We start from the raw sequence: 15,226 nt of genomic DNA, 5'->3' as shown, positions 1-15,226 counted from the left end.
AGCCCAAAGCTTGAATCGCTTAATTAAGCTACAGTCACATTTAGTCACGAAGGGAATTTTTTTTCAAGCTTTCAATAATTACAAAATAAATTTAACCTATTTTCTTATTGAAATTATGAAAGCACAATTGACAAATAATGCTCACATGATACTATAAACGATAATTATTATTATTTACTTTACCTTTCTATAGCTTGGCTATCTAAAAAAGGAATGGAAACAATTATGCCGGACAACACTGTCATTCGACTGGATGAATGCCACCAACACCAAACCTGTAGCATTTCAGCGCTTACTGGTGACTTAGAGACAAAATTACACTTAGTAAACTTGGGCTTTCATACCAATAGTCATATTAAGGTTTCATTGGTTCGCGGTGATAGCTTCATTGTGTGTGTAGACGGTAGCCGTTTTGCTATAGATAAGAAAATCGCTCATTTTATTAAGGTTCACCCGTTGTCATGACTGTTACAGACCTACCTACTGCTCAATCAAACAAAGGTTTTCGCCATCAAGTTGCACTTATCGGAAACCCGAATTGCGGCAAAACAACTCTATTTAATCGCCTAACTGGTTCGCAACAAACCACAGGTAACTGGCCTGGTGTGACTGTTGAACAAAAAACCGGACAGTTCACTCTCGGCACAGATAAGTACAAATTGATAGATTTGCCAGGTGTTTACAGTCTAGAAAACTCTTCACGTTCAGGCTTGGATGAAAAAGTTGCCCGTGACTTTCTACAATGCCAACCTGCCGAACTGATTTTAAATATTGTTGATGCCACCAGTATTGAACGCCAACTCTTTCTTACTGCCCAATTGCTACACATGGGGTTGCCGGTTGTTGTTGTACTGAATCGTATGGATTTATTACCTGAACGTCATTTATCTATCGACATTGACAAGCTGTCTAAAAAACTAGGCTGCCCTGTTATTCCGGTTTCTGCCTACTTTAATCAAGGTATTGACGAATTAAAAGAAAAAATTCCTGATTTACTAAATAAACGCTCCAATTTGCACTTTGATTTACCAGACATGTTGCATGAGTGTGTTCATGAAATACGGGATCTTCAACCTCAGAGCAACGAGTCTTGCTGGAAAACACTGCAAACACTCATAAAACCAGAACAAGCGCCTTTAGAACTGCGTAGCTATGCCATCGCCTCTAAGAAAAAACTGGAAGAACATTACGAAGAAGATCTAGCCATTGTCGCGACGGATCTCTACTTCCAATTTGCTCATGACGCCACTCATGCAAGCCTTACACACACCGATCAGTTCACACGGAACACCACGGATATTTTAGATCGTTGGGCGCTCCATCCTTTCTGGGGCATGCCTATCTTTCTAACGATTATGTATTTGGTATTCGCCTTCTCCATTACGATTGGTAATGCTTTTTTAGACTTTTTCGATCAAGGTGCACAAGCCCTATTCGTTGATGGTCCAACGCATTTATTACAAAGCATCTCCGCACCAGATTGGTTAATTACTCTATTGGCAACAGGTATTGGCGGCGGGATTCAGGTCGTAGCCACTTTCATTCCGGTTATCGGTTCTTTATTCTTATTACTATCCCTACTGGAAGAAACAGGCTATATGCAGCGCGCTGCCTTAATTATGGACCGTTCCATGAGACGTATTGGCCTATCCGGTCAAGCCTTTATCCCTCTGGTTGTTGGCTTTGGATGTAATATTCCTGGTGTTATGGCAAGCCGCGTGCTCCCGGACGAGCGAGATCGAATCATGACCATCATGATGACCCCTTTTATGTCATGTAGTGCGCGTTTAACCGTTTACGTATTATTTGCAACGGCTTTCTTCTCAGACCACGCAACCTTGCTTGTTTTCTCGCTGTATTTAACAGGGATTGCTGCAGCCGTGTTAACAGCGCTAGTATTAAAGAAAACGCTATTGCCCGGTGAAGCACCTAGTTTGTTGATGGAATTGCCCATTTACCACAGACCAGCTTTTATTAACGTACTGCTAAACTCTCGTAATAAACTTAAAGGCTTCATTACGGATGCCGGAAAAATCATTGTGATCGTCGTGTTACTAATTAACTTTTTCAACAGCCTTGGCACCGACGGCACTTTTGGTCATGAAAATCAAAACAACTCTGTTCTCAGCGAAGTAGCTAAAGTAACCACGCCTATTTTTGAGCCGCTTGGTGTTAGCCAAGACAACTGGCCAGCAACGGTTGGTTTAATTACAGGGATACTGGCAAAAGAAGTGGTTGTTGGTTCGTTGGATGCACTTTATCAAAGCAAACAAACGCCCGTTTCATCAAAAGAAGAAAGTTATGATTTTATCGGCGCACTAGAAAGTGCAATTAAAACCATTCCTGCCAATATCACAGGCATTTTCACCAACCTTGACGACCCACTAGGGCTTGAAGCTTTGAAACATGTAGAAAACAGCGAAGAAGCGGCCCAAGAATTAGACGTAAATGTCTCCACGCTACAAAAAATGCAACACCATTTTGGCGGAGCCGTTGCAGCCTATGCTTATTTGCTATTAATTCTGCTCTATTTTCCTTGTGTGGCAACTGTTGGCGCCATTAAAAAGGAACTGGGATGGAAATGGGCCTTGATGAGTGGCAGTTGGAGTTTATTCTTAGGATATAGCGTGGCTGTTGCCTTTTACCAGACCATGACATTTAGCCAACATCCACTATATTCAGGTGTTTGGCTGGCAACTATCGTTTTAGCGTTCATTACCTTATACTGGATTTTAAAGCGTGCAGGAAAACAAAAAATACCTGCTCACAAAAAGCCAGTATTGCGTTAACAATATCGGAAAACGAAAAGGAGTGTAACTATGATTTTATTAGACATAAAACGTTACATTCGCGATCATCAACAAGTCAGTGCCGATGATTTAAAAAATCGGTTTGATCTTGATGATAGCGCGCTTGAAGGCATTCTTGCGCCACTTATTCAGCAAGGCCATATTCAATCCGTCTCTAGCGAAGGGGGAAGCTGTTCGACTGGCGGTTGCAACAGTGGCTGTGGTTCTGCTGCCAAACAAATGTATTATTGGACGTCCAAACGACTTAAAACAGTGGGCATTCCGATACAAACCTATTGATTCTAAAAAGGTTTATTTCTAGTTCATTACCTCTCAAACAAAAATAACAAATAAATAATTGATTTTGTTTGACTTATGTTTTTTATGCTATATACTCACCCTCATAGGAAGAAATTCCATTTGTTTACATCGTTTAATCTATCGTCATCGTTGTGTTAGTCATAATCCTCCGTTCAGAAGTAGTTTCGTAAAGTATCAAAAATTTTTTCCTTTAAGCCCTAAGAAGTTTCTTCGGGTAAATATTTAACATCTTCATAATAGGAATGACTATGTCTACACAAACAGGTACCGTTAAGTGGTTCAACGAATCTAAAGGTTTTGGTTTTATTCAGCAAGAGTCTGGTCCAGATCTTTTCGCACATTTCAGTGCAATCTCTGGTTCAGGTTTCAAAACCTTAGCTGAAGGTCAAAAAGTGGAATTTACAGTTGCTCAAGGTCCTAAAGGTCCTCAAGCTGAGAACATCGTAGCGCTATAATTCGCACGAAGTTCACTGTAATAAAAAAGCGAGCATATGCTCGCTTTTTTTATGCCTGCAATAACCTAAAGTGCTTTCAATTGTTTTTCTAGACGTTGAATAGAAACCGGTTTAAGCGTTTTCATCGGCTGAGCAAACAGTGAAATGCGGAGCTCTTCCAACATCCAGCGAAAATCTGCCAGGCTGGGGTCATTAGCATAAGCAGGCTCTCTTGCCAATTTGTTATAGTCTGCCAACAAAGGCTGGAGCTGACGGATCGCCACTTGATCCTTTGCCGGATCTAAATCCAATTTTTCTAAACGTTTTTCCAACCCTTGCAAATATCTCGGTAATTGAAGCAACCAAGTTTCTGGTGTATCACGCACAAAATCTTTAGAAATCAACCCATCCAACTGATGTTGAATATCGGCAATAGAAGCAAGCCAACGAGGATTCACTCTTCCTTTTACTTGCTTGGCAATCTTTTGATGTCCAATCAAAATCTCACTGACTTGTTTGGCAATCTTTTGCGCCTTTTCAATCCACTGGCTGCGTACCAACTCTAATGTTTGCTCAAAATCTACCTGTTTACGAATCGTTTCAGGTTTCGGTACTAATTGATTCAGAGCGCGATCGATAATCTGTTGCGTTAAATCCTGGCAAGTACCGTAAGGTGCGTAGCACAAGCAAGCTTTTTGTAACGGTAGTTTCTTGAAAAGATATTTTTGTTTATCCATCAATTGATATTTAACCAGTGCCAGTACGGCTTCACCATGCACTTGTTGTGCTGTAGCTTCATCACCGATTAGCGCAATTTCAAAGCCTTCTTTTGTTTCTTGCAATGCAGGATAAACCACCATTTTCGCACCAGACTTACCAGTACGAAGCCATTCAGTTTCTGCCAAGTCTCCAAAATCCCAACTATCAACTTTCTTGTTTTCGTTTTGAGATGCCTGCCCAACTTTCTCTTGATGCTTCTCTATCAACTTATCGACTAAATGCAGGTACTCAGATTTTATCTTGTCTAAATCCGTGCCTTCAGCCAATAGCTTGCCTTTTTCATCTTCCAGCAAGTAATAAGGAATAAGGTGCTCTGGTAAAGTAACATCCTGAAAATCGTTAACGGAAACTTTATCTGAAGCACGACGATTCAATGACCAAACCAACTGATTGATAAACGGTTCTGGAGCAGAACTGCCCTTATACCGCTTATCTTTCGACATATCTTCTAGTGCTAAATCAGCGTAATTGGGCGCAGGAATAAATTGCTTACGAAGACCTTTCGGTAAGGCTTTTATATAACATGCTATCTTTTCTTTAAGCAAACCTGGCGTTAGCCATTCAAAGTCGTCGGTTTGAACCAAGTTCAGATTAGATAAAGGAATATGCACCACCATTCCATCTTGTTTTTTGCCGGGTTCAAAACGGTAATCCACTTCTAGCTGAAGTCGGTTTTGCAACGCAATTTGATCCGGAAACGCTACTTCCAAACTTTCATCGATAGATTGCTTGAGTAAAAATTCTCTTGTTAAATATAGAGATTCAATCAATTCCGGTTGTTTTTCTTTGGTCTTTTGTGCCCACTTTTCAAATGCTGGTTGGCTGTATATATGCTCAGGAATCTTATCAGCATAAAAGTCGTACAACACCTCATCATCTACCAAAAAGTCTGGCCGACGCAGCTTGGATTCAATTTGCTGAATATCTTCAATCAACTTTTGGTTGTGAACAAAAAATTCAACTCGGCTTCGCATATCGCCCTCTACCAAGGCATGGCGAAGAAAGATTTTATGCGACTCTTTTGGATTAAGCGGTCCATAATTACAAGGACGACGGTTCACTATCGGCAAACCATAGAGGGTAACGGACTCATAAGCTCCTACTTGACCGGATTTCTTCTGCCAGTGCGGATCCGCATAGCTATGCTTAATCAAATGTGAAGCCAAGCTTTCAACCCAACGCACATCGATTGCCGCATTATTACGCGCATAAAGCTTGGTGGTTTCTACCAATTCACCGGATAACATCCATTTGGGTTTACGTTTAAACAACACGGAACTCGGGTGAATAAACAACTTGGTACTGCGTGCGCCCAGATAAGTATTTTCTTCATCACGCATAGCGACGTTACCGAGTAACCCTGTCATAAGTGAACGATGCACAGCAATAGAATGCAAATCAGACAAACGCTCTCCAATCACCTTGCCATGCTGGGAAATTTCTTCATAAAGATGCAGCTCACCAACTGACATACCGATGCGCTTTAAACTGACTTCTAATTGGAAAAAGAGGTCGTGCCACTCTTTCATGCGCAGATAAGACAGATAATTGGTTTTACAAAGCTTACGCAGCTTGTTTTGGCTTAAATGACGGCGCTGTTCTTCATAAAAACGCCAGAGATTAAGGAAAAACAAAAAGTCCGATCGTTCATCTTCAAAGCGTTTATGTGCTTGATTTGCCGCTTGACGTGTAGATTCATTCATATCACGCGGGTCTTGAATACTCAGTGCGGAAGCGATAATCAACACTTCTGCCAACACATTGTTTTTCTGCCCTTCCAACACCATTTTTGCCATGCGAGGATCAAGCGGTAGACTTGCCAGCTTGCGCCCGGAATCAGTCAATTTACGCTGCTCATCCAATGCACCGATTTCTTGTAACTGGCGGAACCCATCATTTACCGCTTTATCTTCTGGCGGTTCAATAAAAGGGAAGTGTTTCACCGAGCCTAGACGTAACATCGACATCTGCAAAATAACCGATGCTAGGGAGGTGCGATGGATTTCCGGTGCGGTAAATTCTGGTCTGGATTGAAAGTCGGCTTCTTCATACAAGCGCACACAAATACCGGATGACACACGACCACAACGCCCTGCTCTTTGGTTAGCAGAGGCCTGTGAAATCTTTTCTATAGGCAAACGCTGCACCTTGGAACGAACACTATAACGACTGATACGCACCTGCCCAGGGTCGATCACAAACTTAATCCCCGGCACGGTTAAAGACGTTTCCGCCACATTAGTGGAAAGGATCACTCGGCGTTTTTGTGAGGTTTGAAATACCTTATTTTGCTCTGCCAATGACAAGCGGGCATAAAGTGGAACGATTTCTGTGTTTTTCAGATTTTGTTTGCGCAGTACTTCGGCAGTTTCCTTGATGTCACGCTCACCGACTTGAAACACCAACACATCGCCAAACGGATCTTCTTGCGCTAACTCATCTAACGCATGAGCAATCGCCAGAGGAATATCTTTCTCAAACTCATTGCCATCGTCGTCTTCTAACTTCACTAATGGTCGATAACGAATTTCTACTGGATACGTTCGACCACTGACTTCTACAATAGGTGCTCCAGAGAAATAATCAGCGAACCTTTGAGTATCAATGGTTGCAGACGTAATAATGAGTTTTAGATCAGGCCGTTTCGGCAAAAGTTTTTTTAGAATGCCAAGCAAAAAGTCAATATTGATAGAACGCTCATGCGCTTCATCGATAATGATGGTGTCATATTGATTTAAAAATGAATCTTTTTGAATTTCTGCCAGCAGAATCCCGTCTGTCATCACCTTAATTAAACTTTGCTGGTGAACTTGGTCATGAAAACGCACTTGATAACCAACAAGTTGACCAATAGATGACCCCAATTCTTCCGCAATACGCTCGGCAACACTTCTTGCCGCTAATCGTCTCGGCTGAGTACAACCAATACGACCTAAAACACCTCTACCCGCTTCAAGACATATTTTTGGAATCTGCGTGGTCTTACCAGAGCCTGTTTCCCCTGCAATAACAACCACCTGATGCTGCTCAATCAGAGCTTTCAGTTCGTCTCTACGTTTAGAAACAGGTAATTTATCATCAAACTCAATTTTAGGGACTGTTTGACGGTTAGCCTCAACTTGAGAGAATGAACGCTCCAACTTTTGAATAAATTTCTGCCAGGCTGGGGTTTGAGCCAAAGCCTCTCTTTCCTGCTCAGACAAACGGAGCAACTTAAAATCAGACACTTGACGTTGCAAAACATAACGATCTTTAGACAATACATTGCCTAATACCTCATCCCAATTTTTCGAGGCAAGTGCGTGAATATCAAATAATGGTAAGGCGTTATCGGGCATAAAAAATTGAGTAGAAAGCATTTATTAATCTAAACGCGCATTTTACGTTAGATGGCGCTTAAGCGCCAACTTCGCGCTAGGTTTTATCACCCAGTAGAATTAGAACTCTGCTTTCTTTTGTGTAGAATGCTATCAGATCAAAAAAAGGAAACAATATGGGCCAACACACTAAAGCCAAAGCACGTCATATTTTGGTTGCAACACAAGAAGAATGTTTAGCACTCAAGGAACAGATTCATTCATTTGGAGACTTTGAAGCATTGGCGAAAGAACACTCTCAGTGTCCATCTAGCAAGATTGGCGGCGATCTGGGTATTTTTGGAAAAGGCGTAATGGTATCCGAATTCGATGAAGTCGTTTTTTCAGCACCACTGAATGAAGCTCAAGGGCCAGTTAAAACACAATTTGGTTATCACCTAATTTGGGTTACTGCGCGAAAATAATAGAGTGATTTCTCAACATAATTTCAATTGTTCTTTCTTTTTTGACAAAGTTGGCAATTAACAACATATCTAAACAATTATGGACAATTTGCATTACTTTAGCATCACTTAAACTGCTTACACAAACAACCAAGCATTTGTTTTTACTAAATAATTCAAACTTGGCCTTGTATGAGCGTTTACTTATCCGCTTTACTAATGCGATAATAAAAAAACTTGATTAATCCAATCAATCACTCTAAGAAATACGGTCGTTCCTGAAATTAGAGCGTGAATTCCAATGGAGGAAAATATGAAAATTCGACAACTTTTTGACTATGAAACCTGGACTTACACTTACTTGCTTTGGGATGAAGACACCAAAGAAGCCGCAGTGATAGATACGGTTGCAGAGCAAGTTGAACGTGATATACAGCATATCGAAGAGCTTGGTTTGAAGGTTAAATACTTATTGGAAACTCATATTCATGCAGACCATATTACTGGTGCAGGACCGATTCGCAAACATACCGGCGCAAAAATTGTTGTGCATAAAAACTCTGGTTCAGAGTGTGCGGATATTTTAGCGGAAGAAGGTGATAGCTTTATGTTGGGGCAACAATCAATTCGCGTGCTTCACACACCTGGTCACACCGACAATGACATCACATATCAAATTGATGGTGCTGTATTTACGGGTGATACCTTGTTGGTAAGAGATTGTGGTCGTACTGACTTTCAACTGGGCAGCAATGAAGCCATGTATGAATCTTTAACCGAAAAGCTATTTAAACTGCCTGCTGAAACACTTGTATTCCCAGCACATGATTACAAAGGATTCTCTCAATCTACTATCGGTGAAGAAGTGGAATACAACTCAAGAGTTGGAAAAGGCAAGTCTTTTGAAGATTTTTCAGTGATCATGGATAATCTTAACCTTCCAAGACCACGTAAAATCGACATTGCCGTTCCGGGCAATATGCAGTGTGGTAACGTGGCTTAACCCCTTACCCCAGCCTGGCAGATTTTGTCAGATTCACAAACAAAAAAAGCCCCGCATGCGGGGCTTTTTTATTGCCGTAAAAACAACTTAATTAAGCAACTTCAACAACTTCAACTTTGTAGTGCAGTGTTTTATCTGCCAACGGATGGTTACCATCTAAGTAAACCTTATCTTCATCAACTTCCACAATGCGGAATGCAATGATGTCACCATTAGGGTCTTCAGTCTCTACAACTTCGCCAATTTTGATTTCTACGTTATCGTCAAAATTTTCTGGTGACGCATAGACAATCAAATCCTGACTTGTGACTCCGTAACCTTTTTCTGGCGGAATTTCAGCTTTAGCTTCAAAACCTGGCTCTTCACCTTCTAACAGCTCTTCCAAACCATCAATAATCTCGCCTTCTCCATGAACGTAATGTACCGGCTCTCCACCATACGTTGAATCAAGTAACTCACCCGAATCGTCGCGTAATTCATAATGAAAAGTGACTTCACTACCTTTTTTAATTCTCATCAATCTGTCCTTTTTATCACCAACGTATCGCCAAAATTACGGTACACGTCCTGCTTTTACTTTCCCTCACAAAGCAAGGGTTGGGTTACAATAGCGCATATTTTAACCGAAACAAGCAATGAGTCTATCAGAAATGCGTCAAATCATTATGGATACTGAAACCACAGGGCTTGACCCGAAAAGCGGCGACAAAGTTATCGAAATTGGTGCTGTCGAAATGGTTAAACGAAAGCTCACACACAATAATTATCATCAATATATTCAACCAGAACGAGACGTACCGGAAGATGCGATAGCGGTTCATGGTATTACTAATGAATTTTTGGAAGGTAAGCCAATTTTTGCCGATGTGATTGATGATTTTATGGAGTACGTTTCCGGTGCGGAACTAATTATTCATAACGCCCCTTTCGATGTCGGTTTTATCAACCATGAGTTATCTCAATTGAAAAATAACCGTTGGGGCAAAATTGAAGACCACTGCACTATTACTGATAGTTTAAAAATGGCTCGCAAATCATTTCCTGGGCAACGAAATACGTTGGATGCCTTGTGTAAACGATTTGGTATAGACAATTCAAGCCGAACGCTCCATGGCGCCTTACTCGATTCCGAGATCCTTGCGGATGTTTATTTGGCGATGACAGGCGGTCAAACCGACTTAATGCTGCATGATTCTTTTGAAAACGATGGAGAAAATCATGTGGTTAAACTGGACATCAACCGACAAAAATTGAAAGTATTAAAAGCTACACCTGAAGAGCTTGAACGCCACCAAAAGAAATTGGAGGCAATCAGCGAAAAATTCGGGGAACCTCTAAGCTGGTAAATCCAACGTTTATTTAGCGTTGGCTTTAAGTGCAACTTCTTTTTCTAAAGGCTCTTTTTCACTTAATACCATTGCCGAAGGCGATACTCTATCCCCCGGTTTTAAGTTACGTTTTAACAGTAAAGAAGGGTCAAGACGAACATTGAACCAGCTCATCCCCCAATGAACGTGCGGCCCAGTTGCTCGCCCTGTTTGCCCCACTTCACCAATAACTTGCCCTTTTTTTACCAACTCACCCTGTTTAACAAATACTTTATGTAGGTGCATTACGGTTGAACGCAAACCATAGCCATGGTCGATCATCACAGTATTACCACTTAGAACCATACTTTCATTCAGCGTAATTTTTCCATCCGCAGGGGCATGTAAAGGCGTTCCCTGAGGTGCTGCAATATCAACGCCTAAATGCGGTGCACGCGGTTTGCCATTTAAAATACGTTGGCTACCGTAAATACCGCTGATAATCCCCTTTGTCGGCCAATCGAAACCGCTATCAAAATACGGGTTGGGTAAATTAATTTTTCGTGCTTTTTTCGCTTCAGCAATATCATGGTAAATCAGTTTTAGCGTCGCCTTATCAGGTGAAACTTTATTTTTTGGTAAGCCATTAATACGTTGAACTGTATAACTACGCTTGGTAATTTTGAGTGTTTTCTTGAATTTTTTACCGTTATTTTCTAGCAGTGTAATCGTTTGTTTTGCACGATCATTACGTGAAAATCCAATTAACACACGACCTTCACCGTCTGGCTTCAACATATGATGTTTATAACTCACATCAAACCCCGGGGCCACCTTCAGAACAACAAACCCACCCTGCTCTAAAACACCCTTTTCAACTTGAACAATTGGGGTTTGAGCATAAAGAGATTGAGATACAAACAACCCAGCTATCAATACGGGTTTCACTAAATTGGCTAATAACTTTTTATACATTTAACAGTTCATCCATTGCTTGATTGGCTAATTCATCTACGCGTTCATTTTCGTCGTGACCCGCATGACCTTTAACCCATTTCCACTCTATGTTATGTTGCTGAATAGCTTCATCAAGTTGCTGCCATAAGTCCTGATTCTTTACTGGCTTTTTGGCTGCGGTACGCCATTGATTTTTTTTCCAGTTTGGCATCCATTGCGTAATACCATTTTTAACATATTGAGAGTCCGTTGTCAGTATCACTTTGCAAGGGAATTTCAAGGCTTTTAACGCTTGTATAGCAGCCGTTAACTCCATGCGATTATTAGTGGTATCAGGTTCTGAACCTTTAAGCTCTTTTTCATGCCCACCCATTCTTAGCAAAGCACCCCAGCCGCCAACACCTGGGTTTCCACGACAACCACCATCGGTAAATATTTCTACTTCTTTCATCAATCTCTCTTGTTTCTATTTATTACTTGAATCAACCGCTCTGGACTGATGTACTTCTGAGTTAGCGATTACCCGCCCTTTTTTAACAGTTTGCCAAGGTGCTAAACGCCAGTTAAGACCAACAGGCGTAGGTGAACCGACTTTTTTCTTAGCTAACACACAATACACATTACCCAAATCCAACCCAACTTTATCCATCCAATACTCTAAAGATAATAAAAATCGACTCGGCTGATAAGTTTCTACATCCTTTGTGGCACAGCTTAAAGTACTAAAGCTAACTTTTTGGATCTCGTACCCCAACACATTTAACCAATCAACCACCCTACTCTCTTTAACCAAGTTGGCTCGATTAAAACTTTGACGATTTTCACCCATTTTCTGGCGAATAATCTGACAACCAAAGGGATTAAACCCCGTAATGAGAATATGTCCTTCTGGCACAAGCATTTTATCAACCTGCCTTAGCAAATGATATGGATCAGAAACCGATTCGAGCGTGTGAGGCATAACGGCGGCATCTATCGAATCATCTTTAAAAGGCAAATAATTCAAATCCGCTACCACGAATTCTTGAGCCTGTTCTGGAGAAACATTCTTGGGTAAGGCTAAATCGGTAAAAACTTTATGGCTAACGCGGCATTTCTGAGTTAAATCTGCTTCGCAGGTCATACCCATCTGCACAAGATAATAACCAAATACCTTATCTAAACTACGTTCTATCAACAGTTTTTCGTCATTCAATAAAGACAAGCCTTTCGGCGTTTGATAAAAGTGTGACAAAAATGTTTGGAAAGGCAGATTCCGCATGAAATAGTGTCATCAGATTTGTTAGAATTTCAACGATTATAACAATTCTCAGGATGGCGCATGAAAATCATTGGTTTACCAACTGATTACGACAATTATATTTGGATTATACAATCAGAAGACCCAGCTATTCATGATGCTTGGGTGGTTGATCCTGGTGAAAGTAAACGCGTCATTCCTTACTTTCAGGAAAACCAGCTAAAACTAGCAGGTATTTTACTCACGCATCATCATTACGACCATACAGACGGTATTCAGGAAGTATTAAACGCTCTTGGTGACACACCGGTTGTCAGTAATCCTCGCGGTCCCTATAAGCATGTCACATATCCCGTTTTAGAAGGCGACAAGGTTCAGGTGCTTGACGAAGTTTTTGAAATACTTGAAGTGCCCGGTCACACCCATGAGCATATCGTCTTCTACCACCCAAAAGCACTATTTTCCGGTGACGTTCTCTTTACCGCTGGTTGCGGCAAAACTTGGACCATGTCTCCAAAACCTATGGCGGAATCCCTACTTAAATTGAGAGCCCTAAATGACGATTGCATGGTGTATTGTGGTCACGAATACACTATGGCGAACATCAATTTTGCTGCGATTGCAGAACCAGATAATGAAGCCGTACTCAAAAGACAACAAGAAGTTACGCAAAAAACACTAGCGGGCATACCGTGCGTGCCAGAAAAGCTTGGCGTGGAAAAACAAACCAACCCTTTTTTACGCTTTGATACAGAAAATTTAAAAGAAATACTTATCAAACGTCACCAATCCTTCTATAATTTCCAATTGGATTCAAATGCTAATCTTTATGCTACGTTAAGAAGTTGGAAAGATTCGTTAGATAAAACTGGTATTTTAGAGTCTGTTAAATCTATTTAACAAATGCGTGTTAGTGTTAACAGGCCACAAGAATCTATACTGATTGACTTTTAAATTATGAGCTTTGTGCAAAAATACTTTTTTCTTATTAGCTGCTTTCTCCTACCGTTATTATTGAATGGTTGTGAGCTCATGCCTACCAAAGCAGATCAAAGCTCAAACAAACAAAGTTCTCAGCTAAGCAACAGCATTGATGATGCCACCACGAGTACGGATAACGAATCCAATCCCAAACTCCCTATCACCATGCCTTCTGAAATGGATGATGCTGAGAGCTTAAGCTTCGAGCAAACCATTCAAAAAGCCACCTTTGAAAAATACGATGTTGCAGAGGCTGATACTCAGCACCTCAAAAACTTTGTCCATGCGCCAAGCGCCTATGAAACAGACAATCTATGGGAAGTACTTAGCCACAACTTTTTTCTTGCGCCAGCTCACGCTGAAGAATATAAATCCTATATCAACTACTATCTCAAACGCCGTAAATACTTAAAACGCGTTTCTATTCGTGCAAAACCCTATTTGTACTACATCATGCAAGAAATCAAAAAGCGCAAAATGCCTTATGAAATTGCACTCTTGCCAGTCATTGAAAGTGGTTACTATCCATTTGCCCGCTCTTATGTAAGTGCTTCAGGACTATGGCAATTTATGCCCTCAACAGGTCACTTATATGGTCTACAACATAACTGGTGGTACGACGGTCGCCAAGACATCTATAAAAGCACTATAGCCGCGCTAGATTATCTACAACAGCTTTATGTCATGAATGACTATGATTGGCTATTGGCCTTGGCATCCTATAATGCAGGGCTGGGCAATGTACTTAAAGCTCAAAGAAAATATTTAAGAAAGCATCCAAATGGTAATCCAAATTTTTGGAATATCCGTCGCTACCTGCCGCAAGAGACCAAGCGTTATGTTCCACAATTGCTTGCTGTTGCTTACTTGATTGATCACCAGACAGAATACAACATCCACTTAGAGCCTATCGAGAACGCACCCTATTTTGATGATTTAAAACTGACTCAACAAATCAACTTGAGAAATGTGGCAAAAGCGACACAAACCGATTTAAAACTCATCAAAGTTCTAAACCCTGGTTTCTTACGCGCTGCAACACCACCAAACTCCAAACATCGTTTGTTATTACCTGCGGATATTGCCAATGACTTCCGTGAACAATATGAGAAAAACCCTAATAAATTCAAAGTTAACTGGGCTAGACATATTATCAAACCAGGTGAAAGCATATTATTGATTGCACACAGATACCATACCTCAGCACATGAGATTAAGAAGTTGAACGGCCTACATAACAACCTTATTCGAGCCGGGAAAACCTTATTAATCCCTATCCCTAAAAATCAAATCAAGGCTGTACGTTTAGCTGAACGAACCAAAAAAGCCTATAGAGGCCGCAAGTACTATCACACCGTACGCCCTGGTGAAAGCCTATGGACAATCGCCCGCTACTATAATGTATCTACGCGTACCCTATGCGAGTGGAACCGCATTAGTATTCGCTCTCCTTTACGCAAGGGACAGAAACTTGAAATTCGTTCCAATAAATACGGTAAGAAGTTCACCTATACACTCAAAAAAGGGGAAAGTTTATGGATCGTGGCACAGAAGTATTCTGTCACCACAACCGAACTTTGCAATTGGAATGGAATCCGGAAATCACAGATTGTTCAACCTGGTACAAAACTTGATGTCTGGGTAAAGAGTTAGC

The 15,226-nt window shown here is 41.0% G+C and carries 14 protein-coding genes; 9 read left to right on the top strand and 5 right to left on the bottom strand.

The features are described from left to right. Positions 1-225: 225 nt before the first annotated feature. The 4 genes from N745_RS0104355 (at position 226) to N745_RS0104340 (ending at position 3,565) form a co-directional block, all read left to right on the top strand. The gene (locus N745_RS0104355) at positions 226-465 is read left to right on the top strand and encodes a FeoA family protein (RefSeq protein WP_024850912.1); all 240 of its coding nucleotides are present in this window, start codon (positions 226-228) and stop codon (positions 463-465) included. Next, on the top strand, positions 462-2,789 hold the full coding sequence (gene feoB / locus N745_RS0104350; RefSeq protein ID WP_024850911.1) for a Fe(2+) transporter permease subunit FeoB: 2,328 nt from the start codon (positions 462-464) through the stop codon (positions 2,787-2,789). The genes N745_RS0104355 and feoB overlap by 4 nt, the downstream gene beginning before the upstream one ends. A gap of 30 nt (positions 2,790-2,819) precedes the next feature. Further along, a complete protein-coding gene (locus N745_RS0104345) occupies positions 2,820-3,089 on the top strand; it encodes a FeoC-like transcriptional regulator (protein WP_024850910.1) in 270 nt (89 codons plus the stop codon). Between the two features lie 269 nt (positions 3,090-3,358). Next, positions 3,359-3,565, top strand: coding sequence for a cold-shock protein (locus N745_RS0104340; protein ID WP_024850909.1), 207 nt, complete (start codon positions 3,359-3,361; stop codon positions 3,563-3,565). A 65-nt stretch (positions 3,566-3,630) separates the two neighbouring features. On the opposite strand, the gene hrpA is transcribed toward N745_RS0104340, so the two are convergent. Beyond that, positions 3,631-7,683 carry an ATP-dependent RNA helicase HrpA gene (hrpA, locus tag N745_RS0104335; RefSeq protein WP_245595661.1) on the bottom strand — a complete coding sequence of 1,351 codons (4,053 nt, stop codon included), beginning with the start codon at positions 7,681-7,683 and terminating at the stop codon, positions 3,631-3,633. A 134-nt stretch (positions 7,684-7,817) separates the two neighbouring features. On the opposite strand from hrpA, the gene N745_RS0104330 reads away from it, so the two are divergent. Continuing rightward, positions 7,818-8,105 (top strand): peptidylprolyl isomerase, encoded by a 288-nt coding sequence (locus tag N745_RS0104330; protein WP_024850907.1) that lies wholly within the window; start codon positions 7,818-7,820, stop codon positions 8,103-8,105. Between the two features lie 292 nt (positions 8,106-8,397). Beyond that, positions 8,398-9,087 (top strand): MBL fold metallo-hydrolase, encoded by a 690-nt coding sequence (locus N745_RS0104320; RefSeq protein WP_024850906.1) that lies wholly within the window; start codon positions 8,398-8,400, stop codon positions 9,085-9,087. A gap of 91 nt (positions 9,088-9,178) precedes the next feature. Here the strand turns inward: N745_RS0104320 and N745_RS0104315 are convergent, their stop codons facing one another. Then, entirely contained in the window at positions 9,179-9,604 is a 426-nt protein-coding gene (locus N745_RS0104315) for an FKBP-type peptidyl-prolyl cis-trans isomerase (RefSeq protein ID WP_024850905.1), read from the bottom strand. Positions 9,605-9,737: 133 nt separating this feature from the next. Here N745_RS0104315 and dnaQ point away from each other — a divergent pair, with 133 nt between their 5' ends. Next, positions 9,738-10,433 carry a DNA polymerase III subunit epsilon gene (gene dnaQ, locus N745_RS0104310; protein ID WP_024850904.1) on the top strand — a complete coding sequence of 232 codons (696 nt, stop codon included), beginning with the start codon at positions 9,738-9,740 and terminating at the stop codon, positions 10,431-10,433. Positions 10,434-10,442: 9 nt separating this feature from the next. Here dnaQ and N745_RS0104305 read toward each other — a convergent pair whose 3' ends face one another. Genes N745_RS0104305 through N745_RS0104295 form a run of 3 tightly spaced genes read right to left on the bottom strand, consistent with a single transcriptional unit; the run spans position 10,443 to position 12,612 of the window. Beyond that, positions 10,443-11,369 (bottom strand): M23 family metallopeptidase, encoded by a 927-nt coding sequence (locus N745_RS0104305; RefSeq protein ID WP_024850903.1) that lies wholly within the window; start codon positions 11,367-11,369, stop codon positions 10,443-10,445. Further along, complete coding sequence (rnhA, locus tag N745_RS0104300) at positions 11,362-11,802, bottom strand: ribonuclease HI (RefSeq protein WP_024850902.1); 441 nt, start codon at positions 11,800-11,802, stop codon at positions 11,362-11,364. The genes N745_RS0104305 and rnhA overlap by 8 nt, the downstream gene beginning before the upstream one ends. Before the next feature lie 15 nt (positions 11,803-11,817). Next, a complete protein-coding gene (locus N745_RS0104295; protein WP_024850901.1) occupies positions 11,818-12,612 on the bottom strand; it encodes a class I SAM-dependent methyltransferase in 795 nt (264 codons plus the stop codon). Positions 12,613-12,672: 60 nt separating this feature from the next. On the opposite strand from N745_RS0104295, the gene gloB reads away from it, so the two are divergent. Next, a complete protein-coding gene (gene gloB / locus N745_RS0104290; protein ID WP_024850900.1) occupies positions 12,673-13,491 on the top strand; it encodes a hydroxyacylglutathione hydrolase in 819 nt (272 codons plus the stop codon). A 132-nt stretch (positions 13,492-13,623) separates the two neighbouring features. Continuing rightward, positions 13,624-15,225: a lytic transglycosylase gene (locus N745_RS0104285; RefSeq protein ID WP_084657394.1), complete on the top strand. Its 1,602-nt coding sequence runs from the start codon at positions 13,624-13,626 to the stop codon at positions 15,223-15,225. The last annotated feature ends 1 nt before the right edge of the window (position 15,226 follow it).

It is taken from the genome of Hydrogenovibrio kuenenii DSM 12350 (genome assembly GCF_000526715.1).
GTDB classification, from domain to species: domain Bacteria; phylum Pseudomonadota; class Gammaproteobacteria; order Thiomicrospirales; family Thiomicrospiraceae; genus Hydrogenovibrio; species Hydrogenovibrio kuenenii.
Note: the sequence above shows the minus strand (reverse complement) of the source record. Positions and strands in the feature narration are given on the sequence as shown.

Coding starts and splice junctions, on each gene's coding strand:
- N745_RS0104355 (WP_024850912.1), top strand. CDS start 226: ATGCCGGACAACACTGTCATTCGACTGGATGAATGCCACCAACACCAA.
- feoB (WP_024850911.1), top strand. CDS start 462: ATGACTGTTACAGACCTACCTACTGCTCAATCAAACAAAGGTTTTCGC.
- N745_RS0104345 (WP_024850910.1), top strand. CDS start 2,820: ATGATTTTATTAGACATAAAACGTTACATTCGCGATCATCAACAAGTC.
- N745_RS0104340 (WP_024850909.1), top strand. CDS start 3,359: ATGTCTACACAAACAGGTACCGTTAAGTGGTTCAACGAATCTAAAGGT.
- hrpA (WP_245595661.1), bottom strand. CDS start 7,683: ATGCTTTCTACTCAATTTTTTATGCCCGATAACGCCTTACCATTATTT.
- N745_RS0104330 (WP_024850907.1), top strand. CDS start 7,818: ATGGGCCAACACACTAAAGCCAAAGCACGTCATATTTTGGTTGCAACA.
- N745_RS0104320 (WP_024850906.1), top strand. CDS start 8,398: ATGAAAATTCGACAACTTTTTGACTATGAAACCTGGACTTACACTTAC.
- N745_RS0104315 (WP_024850905.1), bottom strand. CDS start 9,604: ATGAGAATTAAAAAAGGTAGTGAAGTCACTTTTCATTATGAATTACGC.
- dnaQ (WP_024850904.1), top strand. CDS start 9,738: ATGCGTCAAATCATTATGGATACTGAAACCACAGGGCTTGACCCGAAA.
- N745_RS0104305 (WP_024850903.1), bottom strand. CDS start 11,369: ATGTATAAAAAGTTATTAGCCAATTTAGTGAAACCCGTATTGATAGCT.
- rnhA (WP_024850902.1), bottom strand. CDS start 11,802: ATGAAAGAAGTAGAAATATTTACCGATGGTGGTTGTCGTGGAAACCCA.
- N745_RS0104295 (WP_024850901.1), bottom strand. CDS start 12,612: ATGCGGAATCTGCCTTTCCAAACATTTTTGTCACACTTTTATCAAACG.
- gloB (WP_024850900.1), top strand. CDS start 12,673: ATGAAAATCATTGGTTTACCAACTGATTACGACAATTATATTTGGATT.
- N745_RS0104285 (WP_084657394.1), top strand. CDS start 13,624: ATGCCTACCAAAGCAGATCAAAGCTCAAACAAACAAAGTTCTCAGCTA.